19 protein-coding genes are annotated in these 21,763 nt (G+C 37.9%); 7 read left to right on the top strand and 12 right to left on the bottom strand.

Annotation, left to right across the window (positions count from 1 at the left end; translation table 11 throughout):
• Positions 1-80 precede the first annotated feature (80 nt).
• The 3 genes from mfd (at position 81) to RFX69_RS15935 (ending at position 5,699) form a co-directional block, all read left to right on the top strand.
• Positions 81-3,542: a transcription-repair coupling factor gene (mfd, locus tag RFX69_RS15945; protein ID WP_215763589.1), complete on the top strand. Its 3,462-nt coding sequence runs from the start codon at positions 81-83 to the stop codon at positions 3,540-3,542.
• Between the two features lie 200 nt (positions 3,543-3,742).
• Positions 3,743-4,177: an HIT domain-containing protein gene (locus RFX69_RS15940; RefSeq protein WP_000492048.1), complete on the top strand. Its 435-nt coding sequence runs from the start codon at positions 3,743-3,745 to the stop codon at positions 4,175-4,177.
• Between the two features lie 52 nt (positions 4,178-4,229).
• Positions 4,230-5,699, top strand: a complete 1,470-nt coding sequence (locus tag RFX69_RS15935; RefSeq protein WP_004841319.1) for an adenylate/guanylate cyclase domain-containing protein — start codon at positions 4,230-4,232, stop codon at positions 5,697-5,699.
• Between the two features lie 49 nt (positions 5,700-5,748).
• Here the strand turns inward: RFX69_RS15935 and fdx are convergent, their stop codons facing one another.
• The 8 genes from fdx to RFX69_RS15895 all read right to left on the bottom strand — a co-directional run bounded on the left by fdx (position 5,749) and on the right by RFX69_RS15895 (position 11,862).
• Positions 5,749-6,087 (bottom strand): ISC system 2Fe-2S type ferredoxin, encoded by a 339-nt coding sequence (gene fdx / locus RFX69_RS15930; RefSeq protein WP_001137383.1) that lies wholly within the window; start codon positions 6,085-6,087, stop codon positions 5,749-5,751.
• 18 nt (positions 6,088-6,105) lie between these two features.
• Positions 6,106-7,965, bottom strand: coding sequence for a Fe-S protein assembly chaperone HscA (hscA, locus tag RFX69_RS15925; RefSeq protein WP_001196574.1), 1,860 nt, complete (start codon positions 7,963-7,965; stop codon positions 6,106-6,108).
• Between the two features lie 38 nt (positions 7,966-8,003).
• Positions 8,004-8,522, bottom strand: coding sequence for a Fe-S protein assembly co-chaperone HscB (gene hscB / locus RFX69_RS15920; RefSeq protein ID WP_001015254.1), 519 nt, complete (start codon positions 8,520-8,522; stop codon positions 8,004-8,006).
• A gap of 85 nt (positions 8,523-8,607) precedes the next feature.
• A complete protein-coding gene (gene iscA / locus RFX69_RS15915; RefSeq protein ID WP_000581597.1) occupies positions 8,608-8,928 on the bottom strand; it encodes an iron-sulfur cluster assembly protein IscA in 321 nt (106 codons plus the stop codon).
• A gap of 30 nt (positions 8,929-8,958) precedes the next feature.
• The gene (gene iscU / locus RFX69_RS15910) at positions 8,959-9,345 is read right to left on the bottom strand and encodes a Fe-S cluster assembly scaffold IscU (RefSeq protein WP_000331712.1); all 387 of its coding nucleotides are present in this window, start codon (positions 9,343-9,345) and stop codon (positions 8,959-8,961) included.
• 66 nt (positions 9,346-9,411) lie between these two features.
• The gene (locus tag RFX69_RS15905; RefSeq protein WP_000828390.1) at positions 9,412-10,629 is read right to left on the bottom strand and encodes an IscS subfamily cysteine desulfurase; all 1,218 of its coding nucleotides are present in this window, start codon (positions 10,627-10,629) and stop codon (positions 9,412-9,414) included.
• A gap of 1 nt (position 10,630) precedes the next feature.
• Positions 10,631-11,104, bottom strand: a complete 474-nt coding sequence (locus tag RFX69_RS15900) for an Rrf2 family transcriptional regulator (RefSeq protein WP_001241480.1) — start codon at positions 11,102-11,104, stop codon at positions 10,631-10,633.
• 110 nt (positions 11,105-11,214) lie between these two features.
• Positions 11,215-11,862: a hypothetical protein gene (locus tag RFX69_RS15895; protein WP_000005343.1), complete on the bottom strand. Its 648-nt coding sequence runs from the start codon at positions 11,860-11,862 to the stop codon at positions 11,215-11,217.
• Between the two features lie 210 nt (positions 11,863-12,072).
• Between RFX69_RS15895 and RFX69_RS15890 the strand changes: the two genes are divergently transcribed.
• The 3 genes from RFX69_RS15890 to RFX69_RS15880 all read left to right on the top strand — a co-directional run bounded on the left by RFX69_RS15890 (position 12,073) and on the right by RFX69_RS15880 (position 14,967).
• A complete protein-coding gene (locus RFX69_RS15890) occupies positions 12,073-12,528 on the top strand; it encodes a phasin family protein (RefSeq protein ID WP_000368000.1) in 456 nt (151 codons plus the stop codon).
• Positions 12,529-12,697: 169 nt separating this feature from the next.
• Positions 12,698-12,970 carry an HU family DNA-binding protein gene (locus tag RFX69_RS15885; RefSeq protein ID WP_001043034.1) on the top strand — a complete coding sequence of 91 codons (273 nt, stop codon included), beginning with the start codon at positions 12,698-12,700 and terminating at the stop codon, positions 12,968-12,970.
• Between the two features lie 131 nt (positions 12,971-13,101).
• The gene (locus RFX69_RS15880) at positions 13,102-14,967 is read left to right on the top strand and encodes a SurA N-terminal domain-containing protein (RefSeq protein ID WP_215763631.1); all 1,866 of its coding nucleotides are present in this window, start codon (positions 13,102-13,104) and stop codon (positions 14,965-14,967) included.
• Positions 14,968-15,006: 39 nt separating this feature from the next.
• Here RFX69_RS15880 and RFX69_RS15875 read toward each other — a convergent pair whose 3' ends face one another.
• Positions 15,007-15,972 carry an AraC family transcriptional regulator gene (locus tag RFX69_RS15875; RefSeq protein WP_000565267.1) on the bottom strand — a complete coding sequence of 322 codons (966 nt, stop codon included), beginning with the start codon at positions 15,970-15,972 and terminating at the stop codon, positions 15,007-15,009.
• A 171-nt stretch (positions 15,973-16,143) separates the two neighbouring features.
• Between RFX69_RS15875 and RFX69_RS15870 the strand changes: the two genes are divergently transcribed.
• Positions 16,144-17,367, top strand: a complete 1,224-nt coding sequence (locus tag RFX69_RS15870) for an alkane 1-monooxygenase (protein WP_000993544.1) — start codon at positions 16,144-16,146, stop codon at positions 17,365-17,367.
• 119 nt (positions 17,368-17,486) lie between these two features.
• On the opposite strand, the gene RFX69_RS15865 is transcribed toward RFX69_RS15870, so the two are convergent.
• The 3 genes from RFX69_RS15865 to RFX69_RS15855 form a co-directional block, all read right to left on the bottom strand.
• Positions 17,487-18,692 carry an acyl-CoA dehydrogenase family protein gene (locus tag RFX69_RS15865; RefSeq protein WP_001053244.1) on the bottom strand — a complete coding sequence of 402 codons (1,206 nt, stop codon included), beginning with the start codon at positions 18,690-18,692 and terminating at the stop codon, positions 17,487-17,489.
• Positions 18,693-18,713: 21 nt separating this feature from the next.
• On the bottom strand, positions 18,714-19,997 hold the full coding sequence (locus RFX69_RS15860; protein ID WP_171519582.1) for an acyl-CoA dehydrogenase family protein: 1,284 nt from the start codon (positions 19,995-19,997) through the stop codon (positions 18,714-18,716).
• 229 nt (positions 19,998-20,226) lie between these two features.
• On the bottom strand, positions 20,227-21,600 hold the full coding sequence (locus RFX69_RS15855) for an AarF/ABC1/UbiB kinase family protein (RefSeq protein WP_215763711.1): 1,374 nt from the start codon (positions 21,598-21,600) through the stop codon (positions 20,227-20,229).
• Between the last annotated feature and the right edge of the window lie 163 nt (positions 21,601-21,763).

Here is a 21,763-nt window from a genome sequence, read left to right as displayed (position 1 = left end):
TGCAGAAAAATAACTCAATTCACTAAAAACATCATGCTACTATTAACCTCATATCTTTTTAGCTCATAAAAGCCATATACATGTTTCAACAAGAAATCTCTCAATTGAATTTGCAACAGCTCAAGGCCGGTGAAAAGCGTTGGGTGGGGTCATTATTAGGTTCATCAGCAGCTTTATTGCTTAAAGAAATTGCCACGCAGCATTCTTCTTTATTGGTATTAGTTGCTAGAAACAACCAACATGTTGCTCAATTAGAAAGTGAACTTGAGTTTTATGGAGTTAAGCCGACAATTTTTCCGGATTGGGAAATTTTGCCTTATGACCGTTTATCTCCCCATCAAGATATTGTGTCAGAACGTCTTGCTATTTTATCTAATATGCCTCAGCAAGGCGTATTACTGATTTCAGCAAGTACCTTGGCTCAACGGGTTGCACCTTACTCATGGGTATTGGGAGAACACTTTGATATAAAAGTGGGGCAAAAATTTGATTTAGAACAACAAAAATTAAGGTTAGTTCAGGCGGGCTACCACTTAGTAGATACAGTTTATGACCATGGTGAGTTTGCTGTACGCGGCAGTATTATGGATATTTTTGCATCGGGTCAAGAATCTCCAATCCGCATAGATTTATTTGACGATGAAATTGATTCTTTAAAATTCTTTGACCCTGAAACTCAAAGAACAACAACCACACTAAAAAGTTTTACGGTTTTACCCGCGAAAGAATTCCCTTTAAAAGAAGGACGTTCTGTATTTAGAGATCGTTATTCTGAGTTTTTTCCTACTGCCAATCCTAAGAAAAATCCAATTTATCAGGACGTTTTAGATGGTATAGCATCGCCTGGTATTGAATTTTATTTACCGCTATTTTTTAATAAAGAACAAATGCAGTCACAAAGTATGTTTACAACATACTTACCAAAGAATTGCATTGTAATTACAACTAATGATATTGATACTGATTTAACGAGTTTCTGGAAAGAAGTTATGCGTCGTTATGAAGACCGACGCCATAATATGGATCAACCTATTCTTGCTCCAGAAGAGCTATTTATTTCTCCAAATCATCTGCTAAGTGCTTTAAACCAGTTTCCACGAATGCTTGTAAGCGTAGAAACTATTGAAGAAAAAGCTGGTGCACTTAATCTTAAAACTGAACAACCACCCAAGTTGCCAGTCGATCCGAAAAAAGAAAAACCATTTAGTGCCGTAAAAAAATATATTGATGAAGCAAATCATCCCGTTCTATTGGTTGCGGAAAGTGCAGGACGTCGTGAAAGCTTAAAAGATGCGTTGCGTTCAAGTTTAGGTGAGATTCCGAATGTAGAGAATTTTGAGCAATTCCAAATTAGTCAGTTCGCAATTGCTATTACTAATGCACCTTTAGATCGTGGTTTACTTTTAACTGATCAATTAACGGTTATTTCAGAAAATCAGCTTTACGAGCACCGAGTTGTACAGCGTCGTCGCAAGCGTCAACAGGAAGTTTCAGAAGAGTTTTTGATTCGAAGCTTAACTGAGCTAAGCATTGGTGCTCCTGTTGTACATATCGATCATGGTGTGGGGCGTTATGCTGGTTTAATTACACTCGCGATTGAAGGACAAGACTACGAGTTCTTACAACTAGATTATGCCGAAGATGCAAAAGTCTATGTTCCAGTAACGAACTTGCATCTGATTAGCCGTTATAGTGGTGGCGACCCGGATTTAGCACCGTTACATAAAATCGGAACTGATGCTTGGAGTAAAGCTAAGCGTAAAGCATTAGAGCAAATTCATGACGTTGCAGCTGAGCTTTTACATATTCAGGCACGTCGTCAGTCAAAACCTGGCTTTGCTTTTGAACTGGATCAGTCGCTCTATATGCAATTTGCAAGCGGTTTTGCGTATGAAGAAACACTTGATCAGGCTAATGCAATTGAAGCCACGCTCTATGATATGCAGCAAGCAAAACCAATGGATAGGTTGGTGTGTGGTGACGTAGGTTTTGGTAAAACCGAAGTGGCCATGCGTGCAGCATTTGTAGCGGTACAAAATGGCAAACAGGTCGCTGTTTTAGTTCCTACGACTTTACTAGCTCAACAACATTATGAGTCTTTTAAAGACCGTTTTGCTGATTGGCCAGTACGTATTGAAGTGCTCTCACGTTTTGGTTCAAACAAAACACATTTGAAAAATATTGAAGACTTGGCAAATGGTAAAGTCGATATTGTGGTAGGTACACATAAGCTTCTACAAGAGAATGTTCAGTTTAAAGATTTAGGCTTAATGGTTGTAGACGAGGAGCATCGCTTTGGTGTGCGTGATAAGGAGCGTATCAAAGCTTTACGTGCCGATGTTGATATGTTGACACTTACAGCAACGCCAATTCCTCGTACGCTTAATATGGCTTTTTCGGGTATGCGTGATTTGTCGATTATTGCGACTCCGCCAGCCCGTCGATTAGCAGTAAAAACCTTTGTGCAAGAGCATACAGATGCTTCAATCAAGGAAGCGATTTTGCGTGAGTTACTTCGCGGTGGACAAGTTTATTTCTTACATAATGAAGTAGAGACCATTGAGCGAGCTGCCGAAAATATTCGTGTGCTTGTACCCGAAGCACGTGTAGCGGTAGCACATGGACAAATGCGTGAACGCGAACTTGAGCAAGTTATGCAGCAGTTCTATCACAAAGAATATAATGTGCTGGTGTGCTCAACCATTATTGAGACAGGTATCGATGTTCCAAATGCCAATACAATTTTGATTGAACGTGCGGATAAACTTGGTTTAGCGCAATTACACCAGTTACGTGGCCGTGTAGGTCGTTCGCATCACCAAGCATACGCGTATTTATTAGTACCTTCAATTAAACACTTAAAAGGTGATGCCGAAAAACGCCTTGATGCGATTCAACGTGCTTCGACATTAGGTGCAGGCTTTATGCTCGCTACGGAAGATTTGGAAATTCGTGGAGCAGGCGAATTGTTAGGCGAGCAACAAAGTGGCTCAATGCAGGCGATAGGATATAGCTTGTATATGGAAATGCTTGAGAAAGCGACTAAAGCAATTCAACAGGGTAAAACCCCGAATTTTGATGCTCCATTGTCGTTAACTGCCGAAATTAACTTACATATTCCTGCACTTATTCCAGATGATTATCTGGGTGATGTTCATCAACGTCTATTATTCTATAAACGTATTAGTAATACCGATACACAGGAAAAACTAGATAACATCCGTATGGAGCTTATTGACCGTTTCGGTATTCCACCGCAGTCGGTTAAGCACTTATTTAGCGTGCATCAAATCCGTTTGAAAGCAGAACATTTAGGTATTACGAAAATTGATATTAATACTCAAGGTGGAAATATTGAGTTTTCACCAGATACGCCAGTTCAGGCCATTAGTATTATTCAGTTAATGCAAAAAAATCCGACTTATTACCGTATGGAAGGCGGACAACGTTTGAAGGTGATGGTGCAGCTTGAAGAGTATGAAAAACGAATTCAATTTATCAATGATTTATTGCAAAAATTGATGAGTGAACTACATGCCTGAGACCTATTTTTCTAACCAGTGCTAGCTAATTAGGACATTTGTTTTGTTGTAATCGGATTTTATGCACTATTTATACCTTGAGATATGAATAAGTGCATAAAATCATTGTTATTTGTAAGCAAACGGGCTACTAATAATATTCACATCAAAACTGATGTGATAGTATTAGCCATTATTGTTTATTGTCATTTATAAAAGATATGTTTAGTTTGCATCCACAACTTGCTCAAGATACTTTTTTTGTAGGCGATTTCCCGCTTTCAACATGTCGTTTAATGAATGATATGCAATTTCCTTGGTTGATTTTAGTACCACGCGTACCAGGAATCACGGAACTATACGAATTGAGTCAAGCTGACCAAGAACAGTTTCTACGTGAATCAAGCTGGTTATCTAGCCAGTTATCTCGCGTTTTCCGTGCTGATAAAATGAATGTAGCAGCTTTAGGTAATATGGTGCCTCAATTGCATTTTCATCATGTTGTCCGCTATCAAAATGATGTAGCTTGGCCGAAACCTGTATGGGGTACACCAGCGGTGCCATATACAAGTGATGTTTTAGCTCATATGCGTCAGACTCTTATGCTTGCTCTACGTGGCCAAGGTGATATGCCTTTTGATTGGCGCATGGATTAAATCAATGTAATGCCACATATCAATGTGGCAACATTGAAATGTGGAGGATAGGGTGCAATTAGAGAGGTTTATAGATCGGGAACCTAAGCAGTTTGCATATTTTCATCGTTTGATGGGATATTCAATTCTGTCATTAATTTTAGTGATCTATGCCTTTACCTCACCGAATACTAATTATCAAATCTATATTCCTCCTTTTTTTCTTTTTTTACTTTTTGTCAGTTCTAAACTAGAACACTGGTTGCAGTACCAGTTTGATAAGAAAACTCAAAAAAGTGTTTTTTTCGCAATAGATGCGATTGTAGTGGCTGTTACTCTGGCAGGAGTGCACCTTAATCTCGTTCCAACATTTATTGCGCTTTTTGCATTGTTTTACTCAGCAATTAATAGTCGTATTTCCTTTGCAGTTATTTGTTTAACGAGTTTGCTTGGTGCGATTATTTTTTATTTGAGTACATTTTTCCTATTTGGTTTTCATCCATATTTCGAAGCCACAAGCCAAGAATTAACAGTAATTACCTTACTTGGTTTGGTAATGTTTATTACTATCGGAAATTATTACCAACACCGCTGGGTTAAAAAAATTAGTCAGCAACGTCAGCATTATTATGACCAGATGACACGTTATATTGCTTTTGCTAATCAGTTAAGCCGCTATGCTCCATTACAATTATGGCAGTCGATTATGCGTGGGGAAGCTGAAGCAAAAATCGAATATAAACGTAAAAAAATGACCGTATTCTTTTCTGATATTCAGGGGTTCACTGAACTATCAGAAACTTTAATTCCTGATGACTTAGCTTTCTTGCTTAACGATTATTTAAGTCATATGACTGAAATTGCAAAGCAATATGAAGCGACGGTCGATAAATTTATGGGAGATGCAATTCTCATATTTTTTGGAGATCCGAATTCACAAGGGGTTGAGCAAGATGCCAAATCCTGTGTAGAAATGGCAATTGCTATGCGTCAGCAAATGAAGTTGTTACGCGAACGATGGAAGAAAATGGGATATTCGGCCTTACATATCCGTATGGGTATTAGTACAGGTTATTGCCACGTAGGGAATTATGGAGCAACCCATCGTATGGCTTATACGATTGTAGGTCGCGACGTAAATTTAGCGGCACGTTTACAGTATGCTGCTGAAATTGATGAAATACTCATTTCTGATGATACTTATCAATTGATCAAAAGTGATTTTCTATGTGCGCCTAAGACCCCAATTTATTTAAAGGGTATTCAAGGGGCAGTAAAAACATGGCAAGTCATGGAAAAATACACAGGAAATAAATCAGACCATCAACAATGGTTTGATTATGAATATAAAGGTTTCCATTTAGTTTTAAATTTAGAAGAAGTACAAAACTACGAATATCCTGAGTTGGTTGAAGTGCTTGAAAAAATGATTCAGCGCATTAAAGTTCAACAAAATTTGGTTAATACTCAAGGTGTTGCTCAGCTTAGACTTGAGGATGAAGTTAAGCCTATAAATATCGATGAAGAACAAGATCAGGTATAAATTTATATAAATAAAAAAAGCTGCCTAAGCAGCTTTTTTTTATTATTTATTAGTGATTTTCCGAAGCATGGTTAATTGTGTATTTCGGAATCTCAATTTCAAGATCTTCATCTACAACTTTAACCTGACATGAAAGACGTGAGTCAGGTTCCAACCCCCAAGCACGGTCTAGAAGATCGGCTTCAACATCATTCATTTCTTCTAAGCTATCAAAGCCTTTACGAACGATCACATGACAAGTTGTACATGCACAAGACATATCACAAGCATGTTCAATTTTGATTCCTTTGTTGAGCAAACTTTGGCAAAGATTTGCATTTTGTTCAACTTCAAATTCTGCTCCTTCTGGGCAAAATTGAGCGTGAGGAAGTACTTTAATACGTGGCATATTGATCACCTATACCTTTTAATTTGATTTTGACCAATCATCGAGCTTCGTGCCTTTTAAGGCATGGTCAATATGTCGATTCATCCGTAGTGCTGCAAAAGCATCACTATGTACTTTAAGTTGTTGAACTGCTTGCTCAATCGCTTGGATATCACTGCCTTCAAGCTGAGCTTTTAGTGATTCCTTAGCAGAGTTGAGTGCTTCAAGCTGCTTTTCATCAAGTAAATCCGCATCTACTTTTAATGCTTGCTCAAGAGCCTCAAGCTCACGTTCTGCTTCAACTTTAGTTTCTTTTAAATGACGAAGATTTTTGTCCTCTTCGGCATGTTGGAAACCTTCAATTAATAAGCGTTCCGTATCTGCCTCAGATAAACCATAAGATGGTTTTATATCAATATGAGCTTGCACGCCAGAAGTTGCTTCACGAGCAGAAACGGTGAGTAAGCCATCTGCATCAACTTGGAAAGTGACTTCAATACGAGCTTGGCCTGCAGTCATTGGTGGAATGCCATGAAGTACAAATCTACCTAATGAACGGCAATGTTCAACTAAATCACGTTCGCCCTGAACTACATGAATTAACATAGCAGTTTGGCCATCTTGATAGGTGGTGAACTCTTGACGACGTGCAACAGGAATCGCTGTATTACGAGATATCAGACGCTCAACGAGTCCTCCCATAGTCTCTAGACCAAGAGAAAGAGGGGTTACATCTAAAAGAAGAGAGCCATCTTGGCTATTACCGATTAACTGGTTGGCTGTAATAGAAGCGCCAATTGCCACCACTTCATCCGGGTTGATCGTGCAAAGAGGTTCTTGGGCAAAAACTTCCCGTACTGCTTTTTGAACAGCATAAGAGCGAGTAGAACCACCTACCAAAACAACATTTTGAATATCGGTTAACTCAAGTTTTGCATCACGCAGTACACGCTTACAAACACTAATCGTTTTATCTAATGCTACTTGAATAATGCTTTCAAATGTAGGGCGATCTAGTGTGAGAGTTGCTTCGAGTAACTTTAATTCAACTGAATCTTGAGTTGATAATTGTTCTTTAGCTTGACGTGCTGCCACAATAAATACGGCATAATCTTCATCGCTTAATACATCAATATTAAGCTGTTTTTTAGCCCATTTTACGATTAGACGGTCTAAGTCATCACCACCTAAAGCAGTGTGACCGCCAGTCGCTAAAACTTCAAATACGCCTTGTGAAAAACGTAAGATAGATACGTCAAAAGTACCGCCACCCAAGTCATAAATTACATAATTACGGTCGGTCGCTAAATTACTTTCTTGATCTAATCCATAAGCTACAGCGGCAGCTGTAGGCTCATTTAATAAACGTAATACATTTAAACCGGCAAGTTGAGCTGCATCGCGAGTTGCTTGACGCTGAGCTTCATCGAAATATGCAGGAACTGTAATTACTGCTCCATTAACAGGATTTTGTAAACTGTCTTCAGCGCGATCTTTTAATTGTTTTAAAATTTCAGCTGAGATTTCTACTGGTGTTTTGCGTCCAGCACGGGTTTCAAAAGCAGGCATTTCATTTTCTGAGCCTACTAACTCATAAGGGTGTTGAAATTTAATATCTGCCTTTGAACGGCCCATAAATCGTTTAACAGAAACAATTGTATTTTTTGGATCTGCAATGATAAACGGTTTAGCTTCTTCACCGTAATGAGTTGTATTGTCCCCATAATGAACGATAGAAGGAAGTAATCTTCTATTTTGAACATCATTGAGTACTTTAGGTTTGCCTGATAACACTGTCGCAACTAATGAGTGTGTTGTTCCTAGGTCAATACCAATCGCAATGCGATGTTGGTGTGGGGCACTGGATTGACCCGGTTCAGCAATTTGCAAAAGTGCCATGAGTTAAATCCCTTGAAAATAAAGTAGAGAAAGCAAAATTAAAAATCGTCGTCTAAATCAAAACTGTCTTCATCATCTAACAGTTGATCTTCTGCTTTATCAATATCGTTTAAAACACGTTGAAAGAAACGTAACTTACGTACGGTATCGCGTGCTTCTGCCCAATCTTCTTCACTGTAATCAATTTTGAATTCACGGACCAAACCATCAATCCATTGTTGTACTTCTAATCTTAAAGTACGTAAATGTTCAGATGATGTCGCTTCATCAAGTTGTTCACGAAGTTCTAAAGCGGATTGTAGAAATTCGAAATCACTAATAGATTGATCAAGATGATGATCTTGCTTTTTAAGAGCTAAAAGATAAGCAGCGCGGCTATCAACTTGAGAAAGCGTTTTAAAAGCTTGATTGATTTCACTTGATTTGATCAATGCTTGATCTTTATCTGCGGCTTTATCTGGATGATATTGTTGTTGCAAACTTAAGAAATTTGATTTCAAGCTTGCCAAATCGATATCGAGTGCCACAGGTAAATTGAACAACTCAAAATGATTCATTAGAAATGAGGTCCACATTAATTAAATACATTAAAACAGTGCTGTTAAAAGGCACTGTTTTAATGAGAAAAAGGAAAGGAGAGGGTTAAACAGTGAATGACTCACCACAACCACATTCACCCTTTTTATTAGGATTGTTAAATTCGAACCCTTCATTAAGGCCATTTTTAACATAGTCCATTTCTAAGCCGTCTAAGTAAACTAAGCTTTTAGGATCTACAAAAACCTTAACGCCGAATTGTTCGAAAATTTGATCATGTTCATCGATATCATCTACAAATTCGAGAACATAAGCCAACCCAGAACAACCAGAAGTTTTCACACCAACGCGAATGCCTTCACCCTTACCTCGGTTTTTAAGGTAATTGCTAATATGAGTCGCAGCATTTTCAGTTAAATGAATCATGAAAACTCCAACGTTTATAATGGTAACAAATTAAGCTTTTGATTTTTTACTACGATAATCTTCAATCGCAGCTTTAATTGCATCTTCAGCTAATACAGAACAGTGAACTTTTACTGGCGGAAGAGCTAGCTCAGTTGCAATATCAATGTTTTTGATTGCTTGAGCTTCATCCAGAGTCTTACCTTTTAACCATTCTGTTACAAGTGAACTTGATGCAATTGCAGAACCGCAACCATAAGTCTTGAAACGTGCTTCTTCGATTACACCGTTGTCATTTACTTGAATCTGTAAACGCATTACGTCGCCACATGCAGGTGCACCCACCATACCTGTACCAACATTCTCAGAGTTTTTGTCTAAAACACCAACATTACGTGGGTTTTCGTAATGATCAATTACCTTTTCGCTATAAGCCATTTCGCTTCTCCAAACCTCGGGGTCAGCCTAATATTAATATGAGGGTTAAAACACTAATTTCAATAATTAGTGTTCTGCCCATTCAACTGTAGAAAGATCGATACCTTCTTTGTACATATCCCAAAGCGGAGAAAGTTCACGTAATTTCTCAACAGCGGCTTTGGTAATTGTAAGCACGTGGTCAATATCTTCTTCAGTCGTGTATTTACCAAAACTAAAGCGAATTGAGCTGTGTGCTAGCTCATCAGATAAACCTAATGCGCGAAGAACATATGAAGGCTCTAAAGTAGCAGAAGTACAAGCAGAACCACTTGATACAGCAGCGTCTTTAAGCGACATCATTAAAGATTCACCTTCAACAAAGTTGAAGCTGACGTTTAAATAGTTAGCAACGTTTTGAGTTGGGTGGCCATTTAAGAATACTTGTTCAAGGTCTTGTAAACCGTTCCAAAGTTTGTCACGAAGTTTACGAATACGTTCTTGTTCTGCATGCATTGTTTTGCCTGCAAGTTCAAAAGCTTCACCCATACCAACAATTTGGTGAGTCGCTAAAGTACCAGAACGCATACCACGTTCATGTCCACCGCCATGAATCTGTGCTTTTAGACGAACACGTGGGCTACGACGTACATATAATGCGCCGATACCTTTTGGACCATAAATTTTATGAGCAGAGAAACTCATTAGGTCAATTTTCATAGTAGATAAGTCGATATCGACTTTACCAGCTGCTTGTGCTGCATCTACATGGAAAAACGTTTTATTTGCACGTGTTAATTCACCGATCGCTGCTACATCTGTAACTGTACCAATTTCATTGTTTACCATCATAAGTGAAACAAGAATAGTATCTGGGCGAAGGGCAGCCTTAACCATCTCAGGAGTAATTAAACCTGTTTGTGGTTCTGGCTCTAAATAAGTGATTTCAAAACCTTGTTCTTCCAATTCACGGCAAGGATCTAGAACAGCTTTATGTTCAATTTTACTTGTAATGATATGTTTGCCTTTAGATGCATAGAATTGAGCAACACCTTTAAGAGCAAGGTTGTCTGATTCAGTTGCACCAGAAGTCCAAACGATTTCACGTGGGTCAGCTTTAATTAAGTTTGCGACTTGCTCACGTGCATATTCAACTTTTTCTTCTGCCTGCCAGCCATAAGCGTGGGAACGAGATGCAGCATTACCAAAGGTACCGTCGAAAGTTAAACACTCCATCATACGTTCTGCAACTTGCGGATCTACTGGAGTGGTTGCTGCGTAATCAAGATAAATTGGACGTTTCATATCAAATACCTGTACCCGATAAAAGAGCTGAATCTGTGCCAGTTACATTTTGGCGTAATGCAACAGTTTGAACGTTGTCTCGGCTAATGAGGTTGGCAAGAGTGATTTTAGCTAAATAGTCGGCAATATGATGAGAGAGTTCTTGCCATAAATCGTGAGTAAGACACATTGCACCATTTTGGCAGTTGCCTTTATGGTCACAACGCGTTGCATCAACGGTTTCATTTACGGCTTCAATGATTTCTAACACAGTAATTTCATCAGCGTTTCGAGCCAAATGGTAACCACCATTTGCACCGCGAACACTAGAAACTAACCCATGACGCTTAAGTTTTGCGAACAACTGCTCTAAATAAGCAACTGAAATAGATTGACGTGCGGCAATTTCGGCGAGCGTGATCGTTTGTTCAGTTGGCTGCAAAGCTAAATCAAGTAGAGCAGTCACTGCGTAGCGACCGCGAGTTGTAAGGCGCATGATTCGATACACATGTTAAGACTAGATAATAGGATTTTATGAATCCCGACTAAAATAGTCAAGTTTTTTTATTTTTAATTCAAGTGCAGGATCAAATTAGAAAAAATAAGTTAAGCTACCCACAAATTATATATGAAATAAACAATAAATATTAGGCTAATTATACCAAAGCACAAGTTAATGTTCCGTTGGCGCTGTTGTAAACGTGCAATTCGGTTTTGATACTGTTTAATTTCGACATGCAACGAATTTATTTCTGAGCGTTGTTGGTCGATTTTTTCAAGTAATGGAGCAATTTTTTTGCGAGAGGCTAGTGCTTCGGCTTCATCATCTGGTGCGTTGAACCACTGCTTCCAGTCTGCTAGAAGCTTAGGTAAAGTGAGATGCGAAATTAAATCGATGAGTTCTTTTTTAGTCTCTGCATCCCCATCAATTCGCATGTTATTCAGGCTACGTTGATTTGAAAAAACAAAAATTTTGATAAGGTCAACGAGAGTACTATTAATTTCTAAATCAATCCGACGGTCATATGAGTGAATATCAAATAGCAATCCTTTTTCCGTAAACTGCACATAGAAGTCGAAAAATGGCAAATAGCTATTAATACGGATTGTTATTTTATTGGCGATAAACTTTTTCGCTTGCAAGCGAAGAACACCATCGTGGGTGAGAATAAATGAGAAAAAAGTTTCTAAAATAATTAGAACAATATTCAGCAACAGACGTGGATGTTTTTGTCTTTGTTGCGTTTCACTCATAAAAGTTTATCCTTAAATATTAGAGATTAATTGAGAGAATGAGACATCCTATCTCAAATTTAACACAATGTCCTGTTAAATATATTTACATGACATGATTGTTTTGTAGAACAGTTTCATAAATGTATCAAGCCTTGACTTTGTTATTATAAGAATATTTTGTGGTTAAATAACACTTCGTCTCTCTCATCCGATCAGGAGCTTAGATCAATGGATAATGCAAACATAGAAACACAAGCAGAAGAGCAAGGAGAAAAAAATAAATCAAAATCAAAAAGTTCTAGAAAATCTGCATTAGATTTTAGAAAGTATACTAAACAAATCTGGTTGGCAGGTTTGGGTGCTTTTTCACGTGCCGAAGAAGAAGGGAACAAACTATTTGACTCATTAGTCAAAGTAGGGGAAGAGTTAGAATCCAAAACAGGTGATTTAGCAGATACAACTGTTGGTAAAGTAACCGAAAAAGCAAAAGAGTCGGTTTCTGATACAAAAGACAAGGTCGAGAAAATTTTAGATACGAGTGTAAACCACTCTTTAAATAGAATTGGCTTGGTCACTCCGAAGGATTTACAGCACATTGAACAACTCCTAGTTCAACTGCATATAAAGGTAGATGCTTTAATTGAAGAAAATCAGAAATTGAAGGCAAAATTGAATGAAAAGTAAAAAAATGTAGGGATTTAGCAAATATATAACAGTTTTTTAGCATTTATTTTTGCTAAAAGCTCTGCTCTAGTATTGCGTTTTCCCCCAAAGCATTGCTATAAAGGCGTCATGGCCTTTTAAACTATAGCCTTGGACCTTAAACAAACGATATTAAGAGGATGTTTTATTCATGAATAAATCAGAATTAATCGATGCAATTGCTGAAAAAGGGGGAGTATCTAAGACTGATGCAGGCAAGGCACTCGATGCGACAATTGCGTCAATTACTGAAGCACTTAAAAAAGGTGACACAGTAACTTTAGTTGGTTTTGGTACTTTCAGTGTTAAAGAACGTGCTGCACGTACTGGTCGTAACCCTAAAACTGGTGAAGAGCTTCAAATTAAAGCAACAAAAGTACCTAGCTTTAAAGCTGGTAAAGGTCTTAAAGATTCAGTTGCTTAATCTTTTAAGATGATTAAACGCGCCAATATAGGCGCGTTTTTTATTAAAAATCTGAATTGACCAATATTGCTCATTCATTCATTGTGGTTTTTCAGTTAAAATTCTCCTCGAAATAAAATATTGGAATACTTATGGAATCGTTTCGTACAGTCATTAAGGGTTGGCTCGGCAAAGTCCTTTTAGTTTTGTTTTTGACCCCTTTAGCGCTTGTAGGTATTGAAGGATATTTTAATAGGGGAAACAAGGCAGATGTCGCAAAAACTGTAAATGGACAGGACATATCAAAAAAAGACCTTGAAACTTTAACGCAAAGGTATAAAGAACAATATTTAGCTGCTGTAAAGGGTGATGAAAGTTTACTTAATTTACCGGTAATTCAAGCCAAAGCTCTTGATATATTGGTATCCCGTAATTTGCTCATTCAACAAGCTGAAAAATTAGGTATTTCTTTAAGCGATGCTCAAATCGAGCAAATGTTAGCTCAGCAGCCAAGTTTGCAAGAAAATGGCCAGTTTTCACAAAAATTATATGAAAATTATTTGCGTTCGATTGGCATGACAAGTGAAGGTTTAATTGCTAGCTTACGTCAAGATCACGCTTTAAAAATGTTGACTTCAACTTTTGCAGATTATTCTTTAGTGAGTAAAGTTGATTTAATGCAAATTGCGAATTTGCAAACCGAACAGCGTACATTGCATTTGGCTAGTATTAAGTTAGACCCTTATAAAACTGGTTTAACTGCATCGAACCAAGAGGCTACTGATTACTACAACAAACATCAGAATGAGTTTAAACAGCCTGCTTCTGTTGATGTAGATTATGTTGTTTTATCTCCGTCTTTAATGGCTAAGCCAGCTCCAGCCACAGATGCCGAGCTTAAACAAGCTTATGCAAAGTTCGTAGAAACTCAGCAAAAAGATGCTAAACGCATAGTGAAACATATCCTTATTACGACAGACGCTCGTGATGATGCGGCAGCTCAAAAACTTGCTAAAGATGTATATGCAAAAATTCAGGGTGGACTTTCATTTGCTCAAGCAGCAGCTCAGTTCTCTGAAGATCCAACTTCTAAAACGAAAGGTGGATTAGTTGAAGCATATGCACCTGGTGTTTTCTCTGATGCATTTGATAAAACTGTTTTAAGCTTGAAAAATGGTCAAATTTCTCAGCCAGTAAAAACACAATATGGCTATCATATTATTGAAGCGGAGACTCAGGCGAACCAAATTCCTTCATTTGAAGCTGAGAAACCACGTTTAATTGCAGAAGTCGAAAAGAATAAAGTTGCATCTGTTTATTCAGATACCGTAAATAGTTTGAATGAAACGATTGTTGGTAATGATTCTTTAGATGCTGTTGTACAGCAGGTTAAAGGTACAAAAATCGAATCATTAAACGGTGTAACTTTAGCTACTCAAAATCCATATTTAAGTGATCCTAACGTAAAAATTAAATTGTTTAATGATGATGTGAAAAATGGCGATCGTAATGCTTCATCTAATATTCAATTAGCGAACGGAGATACTGTTTGGGTTAAAGTACGTGACTATCATGCGGCTGGTGTTAAACCACTTGCCCAAGCAATGAATGAAGTAAAAGCTAAAGTAATTGATGAGAAAGCACGTAAAGCAGCTCAAGCGAAAATCGCTACAATGCTGACAGAATTCAAAACTCAGCCAGCTGAACAAGTTGTTGCGAAAAATAAAGTTGCTTTTGAATCAGCGGGTGTATTTACTCGTTCACAAGGTTTAAAACGTGCAATTGAGCGTGCAGCATTTAGTGTTCCTGCGCCAAAATCAGGTATGTGGTCTGTAACTACCGCGAACTTACCAAATGAGTTAGTGGTTGTAGCCGTTTCTAATGTAAATTCAGCTGCTGTTAACGCTATGCCTGCTGATCAATTGCAACAATTAAAACAGCTTTACCGCCAATCTCGTGGTCAACAGATACTTGAAGATTACAGCGAATACTTAAAGTCACACGCTAAAATCAAATAAAATCTATGTAATAAAAAAAGCGCTTCGGCGCTTTTTTTATTATTCATCGAGATTAGTACCAATATAATTTTGTCTATATTGTTTAGGTGATAAATCAAATACTCTTTTAAATGCCTGACTAAATGCGGTTTCGGAAGAATAGCCCACTTTATTTGAAATTTGTTGTATTGATAAATTACTTGTGCGTAGATATTGGCTAGCTAAGCGGAAGCGATAATGCTGTAAATAAGTAAGAGGTGGTTCACCAATAATACTATTAAAAAGATTGGCAAACTTAGATCGTGACATGCAGCATTGTTCAGCTAATGATTCAACAGTCCAGCTTATTTCAGGTTGACTATGAATTGCGGATAAAGCATTACTTAATTCAGGATGTGTGAGGGCACCTAACCAATTTTGTTGATCTGACATTTGTTGAATATGATCACGAATACATTCTATTAAAAGAATACTGACTAAGTGATCAATAATTTTGTCATGACCTGGTTGGATTTTTTGTGTTTCGACCGCTAAAAAGTAGAGACCTATTTGCAACCATTCAGGAGGAGTGGCCTGGTTCTCATGTTGAATATGCATAATAGAGGGTAATGCATTAATAAGTGGCCCTGCCATATAAGTATCGACTTGACAGCGCAAGCAGAGTAATAGGGTATTTTCAGATGTTGATGAGCCTAACTCAATTGGATCGTGGCGATGTCCATTAAATAATGGAGTAATATCGACTGGATCTACAAGTTTACTTGCAGTAGCTTTTGAGTCTGTAGCATGATGCGCTTTTCCAGAAGGAATTAAAATAATATCTCCAGCTCTTGCTGTTATTTTCTCTGACACATTTAATTGGATATATACAGAACCCGTTAAAACAATATAAGCCAGTAAAGCAGATTGATCTTGTGTTTTAAAAGCCCATTCACCTTGTGCTTTTATATAAATATATTCAGACTTATTTAAGTGGATATCATCAAAAAATTTACTTAGTGCATCCATGTTTACGTGATCAATCATTATTTTAATAAAATTATAGTGAGCTATAAGAATAGATCAACATGTGTTTTTAGGACAAAAAAGTGGAAGAAAATGCCAAAGACTTTGAAATAGGTTTTTTGGACGGTTACAACTGTTAAGAAAATAGTATTTCTTTAACTATATAGATATATAGAAAAAGGAAATATGACTATGAATGCACCAGTAAATGTTCAGCAAGAACTTATGCCAGTGCCAGCGTCTATGCGTGAGATAGATCGTAAGCGCTATTTATGGATGATTAGTCCGGCTCTACCTGTAATTGGTTTAGGTATTTTAGCTGGATACCATTTTGGTCCACGCCCATTAAAGAAAGTATTTGCTTTAGGTGGCCCACTTTTATTACATGTTGTGATTCCTGCAATTGATACAATTATTGGTAAAGATGCGCGTAATCCAACCGATGAAGAAATTAAACTTCTTGAGAAAGATCCATATTATTCGCGTTTGGTAAAAAGTTTTATTCCATTGCAGTATGCGGCAAATATTTATGCATGTTATTTAACAAGCCGTAAAGATACTTCATTTATTGACAAAATTTTGCTTGGTATTTCGATGGGTGCCATTAATGGTATTGCAATTAATACAGCCCATGAATTAAGCCATAAACATGATCGTATAGACCATATTTTATCTCATCTTGCTTTGGTGCCTACAGGTTACAACCATTTCCGTATTGAGCATCCATATGGCCATCATAAGCGTGCAGCTACTCCTGAAGATCCGGCATCTTCACGTATGGGTGAAACATTCTATGAATTTTGGCCACGTACTGTTATCGGTTCTTTTAAATCAGCAATTGAAATTGAGAAAAATCGTTTAAAACGTAAAGGTAAAGAGTTTTGGTCACTCGATAATGAATTGCTGCAAGGCTGGGGTATGAGTGCTGCTTTCCATGCTTCTATGGTAGGAATTTTTGGTAAAGGTACGATTCCTTATTTGGCAACACAAGCATTTTACGGGATTAGCCTATTCGAAATTATTAACTATATTGAACATTATGGCTTATTGCGTCAGAAAAAAGAAAATGGCCAATATGAACGTACAATGCCAGAGCATAGCTGGAATAATAACAATGTAGTGACCAACTTATTCTTATATCAGTTACAGCGTCACTCAGATCATCATGCTTATCCAACTCGTCCATTCCAAGCGTTACGTCATTTTGATGAAGCACCAGAGTTGCCAAGTGGCTATGCAAGTATGCTGCTACCAGCCATGATTCCTTCATGGTGGTTTAAAATGATGGATAAGCGTGTATTTGATCACTACAAAGGGGATCTAAATAAAGCAAATATTTCACCAAAACGTCGTGCAAAAATCTTCAAAAAATTTGGTGTAGTCGATAAGTCCTTAGAAGCTACACAGGCTGAATAATTAAAAAATATATTCCTGAAATACCGAACCCTCTAATCATGTGATTAGAGGGTTTTATTTTTGCCGATAAATCATAGTGCTAAAAAGCAAGGAAGTTAAAAAACTCCCTTGCAATATTTCTATTTTAGTTCACTTGAAGATTTTCCAAGCTCACGTCGAGCAATAATAAGTTGCTGGATTTGTTGAGTACCTTCAAAAATATCAAGAATTTTTGAATCACGTGCCCACTTCTCAAGTAGTTCATCTTCGTTATAGCCAACACTTGCTGCTAACTCGACACACTTCAAAGTGATTTCATTGCCTACACGACCTGCTTTTGCTTTAGCGATGGAAGCTTCTTTTGAGTTTGGTTTCTTATTGTCCGCCATCCAAGTGGCTTTCAGCATAAGTAACCGTGCAGCTTCCCATTCGGCTTCCATTCGGTAAATTTGTGCAGCAAGGTTAGAAGTTTGTAAATATGGAGTAGAGTAATTGGAGTCTAACTGGTCTTTAAAAATTTCTTTAATACGCTCTAAAGAAGCCTTGGCACAGCCAATTGCCATTGCTGCGACTAATGGACGTGTATTATCAAAGGTTTCCATTACACCGGCAAAACCTTTTGCAACATCAATTTCAGGGTTACCGAGCAAGTTTTCAGCTGGAACACGACAGTCAGTAAAACTAATAACGGCTGTATCAGAAGCTTTAATTCCTAACTTATGTTCAAGTCGTTCAACCTTCATTCCGGGTGTACCCTTAGGCACTACGAATGATTTGATTGCTGCACGTCCAAGTTTTCGGTCAAGTGTAGCCCATACAACTACCGAGTCCGCACGTTCACCAGAAGTTACGAAAATCTTTTCACCATTTAAAATATAGTCATTGCCATCTTTAGTTGCCGTAGTACGGATCGCTGCAGAATCAGAACCACAACCTGGCTCGGTAATGGCCATAGCCGCCCAAGTACCTTTAAAACGTTCTAGTTGCTCATCATTTGCGACCGCGGCAATTGCAGAGTTTCCTAAACCTTGACGTGGCATGCTGAGTAATAGCCCAGTATCGCCATAACACATTTCAATGATGCCTAACGCTGTTGACATGTTGGTTCCATTACGGACTCCTTCATTATCAGTTTCACCACGTTTTCCTGCACCGGCAGCCCCTGCATTAATTCCTTCACCACCTTCATTCATGCCATCAATGAGTGAAGCGAGCATATCGAGTTCTTTCGGATAAGCATGTTCTGCTTTATCGTATTTACGGGAAATAGGGCGTAAAACATTGATCGCAACATCATGTGCCTGATCAATCATCATTTTGAATTTTTTGGGATTTTGTAAATTCATGAAAATATCCTCTGATTGATCTTAAGCATGTAGGCCAGAATGTAAAATTGCGGTTGCACGTAAATCACGATACCAACGTTCAACAGGGTGTTCTTTTGTAAACCCATGACCACCTAAAATTTGTACGCCATCTGTTCCTATTTTCATGGATTTTTCTGCGCAAAGAATGCGAGCTAAATATGCTTCACGATGGAACGATTTACCTGCTTCGGCAAGACTTGCCGCATTTAGAATCAGCATACGCATAGCATCAATTTCAATTGCCATATCTGCAATCATGAATGCGACACTTTGACGATGTGAAATTGGTTCTCCGAAAGCAGTTCGCTCATTGGCATATTTAATACAATATGCTTTTACAGCTTCACAGGTTCCTACAGCCATTGCACACCACATTAAGTTGCCTAAATCTAAAAAGGCGGTGTAATCAAAATCTGTTGCACCTAGTCGTAGAGCAGGTGTATGACTGAATTTTAAAGTAGCTGTCTCTGCTGCTTTGAGACCCATAGCAGGAGTACTTTTAATAGAAATGGTATCGCCAGCTTGTACTACAAATACATCCGGCTTGCCATTAAAGTCTGCACTCACCAAGAACACATCAGCCAAATCTCCTAAAATGACCAATGTTTTTTCGCCCTCTATAAAATATTGATCATTTTCAAGAGAAGCTTTTGTTTTTAAAACATAAGGGTTAAATGCTGGAGTAGCTTCTTGTACAGCGAAAGTGGCGGTAATATCGGAGTCTTCTGCAAAGCAAGGTAAATACATTGACTGAACTTCAGTAGAACCCCAACGTGTAATGGCATTAATAACACTAAACGTACTTAAGAGCCCTGCTGTAAGACTAAAATCACCTTCAGCTAGTTTTTCAGCAATCAATAAGTTACTTACAATATTTTGTTCAGCGGCGACACCACCTAGTGCTTCTGGAAGAGCGTAATAGTTTAATCCTAAATCTTCTACATATTGCCAAAGGCTTTCTGGAAATTGAGCTGTCTGATCAGCATCATGAGCTAATCCCAATAAAACTTCTTGAGCAAATTGAGACATTGCCTCTGAAGTCATTTGTTGTTCTTCAGTTAGGCTTAAATCAAATAGGTTTTTCTTCTGTTGAGGCAGGCGTTGTTGGGGAATTTGCTTAGGTTTAAATGCTTTCTGAGTCTGACTTAATGCTCTAAAACCAGCTTTTGAACCTTGGTAAAGAGACCTTTCAAGAAATTTACGTAGTTTGAGTTGATCAAGTACATCGCTTCCAGCTAGTTTTGTGATCAGCGATAAACCCAACCCTTGGGCTTTATTGATCATATTTGTCATGATTATGGTGTCCTAACACATTGTTATTGTTTTATGCTGACACGCTGTATAAGAAAAAACTATGTCGTTGCTGACATTCAAAAAATGAGTAGATAAATGGTAAAAGCAAAATAGGTTTTGGTTTATGTTTCTGATTTCAAAAAATAAAATAAATTTTTAAAAAGAACTATTTTGATTGGATTGACTAGAATGACACGGAGTCATTCTAGTCTTAATAATATTAAGCAAAGTTACGAATCATACGTCGTACATTTGTTTTGGCATCAATAACAGTCATAAATGTATATGCACCAATAAACTTACGGCTAATAAACATAAATTCTTTTGGAGGAACCGAGAAATATCGAGACGCCATTGATTTGCTTGCTTGCTGCATAACACGACTATGTAACTGGCTCTTTTTCCAGTCATAACGTTCATGTTCATCCATCAGCCCAGCTGGCATATCTGGATTATTTGCAGGGGTACTGAATGCTTCTGTCGCAAGTAAAAAGACATCGGCCATGCCGGGTTTAATACTTTCAGGCATTGCATCGAAAAACTCATATCCAGTCATTGCTTGAACCATCGCATGTTTATCATGCTGATAACCCGCTTGTATAAGATTACGCGCAACTGAGAGTAAATGTTCATCAAACTGACGGATCGCACCAAAGTCTAATAGTACAATTTTATCCTGAATATCTTGGCCATTACCTAAACGAACAAGGTAGTTACCAAAGTTAGGGTCAGTTTGCATTTCGCCCCATTCAAAAATCTCACGAACTGCAATCTCTAGTGAAGCTTCACCGAGCTGATTGCGGCGTTCTTGAGGAAGGGAAAGCATGACTGGACTATTGATAGGCACGCCACGTTCAAAGGTCATACATAAGACTTGATCGGTACAGTATTCATCTACAATTGTAGGGACGATATAGCGCTCATCATCTTTTAAACGCTCAGCAAAGCGACGTGTTGTGGCTGCCTCTACGTGATAATTGACTTCACGATGCATCATTTCACGTACTTCATCGAACCACTGATCAAACTCACGAGTTTGAGGAACCATACGTGTAAGCTTAAGCATGTTTTTAAACAGGCTCATATCGGAGTCAATTGCATTCGCAACACCAGGGTATTGAATTTTTAAAACTAACTCTAAACCGTCTGACTTACGTGTTGCGCGATGAACTTGTGCCAGAGAAGCCGTACCAATAGGCTCATGGTCAATTGTTAGATCATTTAACTTAGAACCTAGTTGTTCTTGTAAATGAGATTTAATTGCTGGCCAGTCTAAAGCAACAGTTTGGTTATTTAAGGTATTTAAAGCTTGAGTAATTTCTTCTGGTAAAAAATGTTCACCATAAAGCGCCATCATTTGGCCAATCTTGACAATAGAACCTTTTAGTTTGCCAATTTCAGAAACAAGATAATTAGCTTGCTCGCTCATTGCCTTTTTACGCTTCTTCTCTTTTTCTTCTTCACTAGAAAAGAGGGAAGAGGCACTTGCAGTAGCCCAACGTGTTCCTGCCAGTAAAGAAGCTTTCGCGATTGATAAGCGTCGATCCATGGAAGAAGTTTTTAAACTCTTAAGCTTATCGTTCTGATTTGACATGAAAATAGAATCCTATGCGCATCATGCAGCCAAACGCTGGTGATCTAAAATTGTAACGAATATTACATGTTTTGAACGTATTAAAATAGTTCCCTCAGACTGAATGGTGAGTTGAAAGTCTCATTTTAGATTTTAATTTTCTAAAAATAGCCTAAGCGTTAGA

This window comes from Acinetobacter sp. 148, assembly GCF_031196675.1.
Lineage (GTDB): Bacteria > Pseudomonadota > Gammaproteobacteria > Pseudomonadales > Moraxellaceae > Acinetobacter > Acinetobacter baumannii.
This window is presented reverse-complemented; position numbering and strand designations above follow the sequence as displayed.

Coding starts and splice junctions, on each gene's coding strand:
- RFX69_RS15940 (WP_000492048.1), top strand. CDS start 3,743: ATGTTTAGTTTGCATCCACAACTTGCTCAAGATACTTTTTTTGTAGGC.
- iscU (WP_000331712.1), bottom strand. CDS start 9,345: ATGGCTTATAGCGAAAAGGTAATTGATCATTACGAAAACCCACGTAAT.
- mfd (WP_215763589.1), top strand. CDS start 81: ATGTTTCAACAAGAAATCTCTCAATTGAATTTGCAACAGCTCAAGGCC.
- RFX69_RS15895 (WP_000005343.1), bottom strand. CDS start 11,862: ATGAGTGAAACGCAACAAAGACAAAAACATCCACGTCTGTTGCTGAAT.
- fdx (WP_001137383.1), bottom strand. CDS start 6,087: ATGCCACGTATTAAAGTACTTCCTCACGCTCAATTTTGCCCAGAAGGA.
- RFX69_RS15875 (WP_000565267.1), bottom strand. CDS start 15,972: ATGATTGATCACGTAAACATGGATGCACTAAGTAAATTTTTTGATGAT.
- RFX69_RS15870 (WP_000993544.1), top strand. CDS start 16,144: ATGAATGCACCAGTAAATGTTCAGCAAGAACTTATGCCAGTGCCAGCG.
- RFX69_RS15855 (WP_215763711.1), bottom strand. CDS start 21,600: ATGTCAAATCAGAACGATAAGCTTAAGAGTTTAAAAACTTCTTCCATG.
- iscA (WP_000581597.1), bottom strand. CDS start 8,928: ATGATTCATTTAACTGAAAATGCTGCGACTCATATTAGCAATTACCTT.
- hscA (WP_001196574.1), bottom strand. CDS start 7,965: ATGGCACTTTTGCAAATTGCTGAACCGGGTCAATCCAGTGCCCCACAC.
- RFX69_RS15860 (WP_171519582.1), bottom strand. CDS start 19,997: ATGATCAATAAAGCCCAAGGGTTGGGTTTATCGCTGATCACAAAACTA.
- hscB (WP_001015254.1), bottom strand. CDS start 8,522: ATGAATCATTTTGAGTTGTTCAATTTACCTGTGGCACTCGATATCGAT.
- RFX69_RS15865 (WP_001053244.1), bottom strand. CDS start 18,692: ATGAATTTACAAAATCCCAAAAAATTCAAAATGATGATTGATCAGGCA.
- RFX69_RS15885 (WP_001043034.1), top strand. CDS start 12,698: ATGAATAAATCAGAATTAATCGATGCAATTGCTGAAAAAGGGGGAGTA.
- RFX69_RS15880 (WP_215763631.1), top strand. CDS start 13,102: ATGGAATCGTTTCGTACAGTCATTAAGGGTTGGCTCGGCAAAGTCCTT.
- RFX69_RS15905 (WP_000828390.1), bottom strand. CDS start 10,629: ATGAAACGTCCAATTTATCTTGATTACGCAGCAACCACTCCAGTAGAT.
- RFX69_RS15890 (WP_000368000.1), top strand. CDS start 12,073: ATGGATAATGCAAACATAGAAACACAAGCAGAAGAGCAAGGAGAAAAA.
- RFX69_RS15900 (WP_001241480.1), bottom strand. CDS start 11,104: ATGCGCCTTACAACTCGCGGTCGCTACGCAGTGACTGCTCTACTTGAT.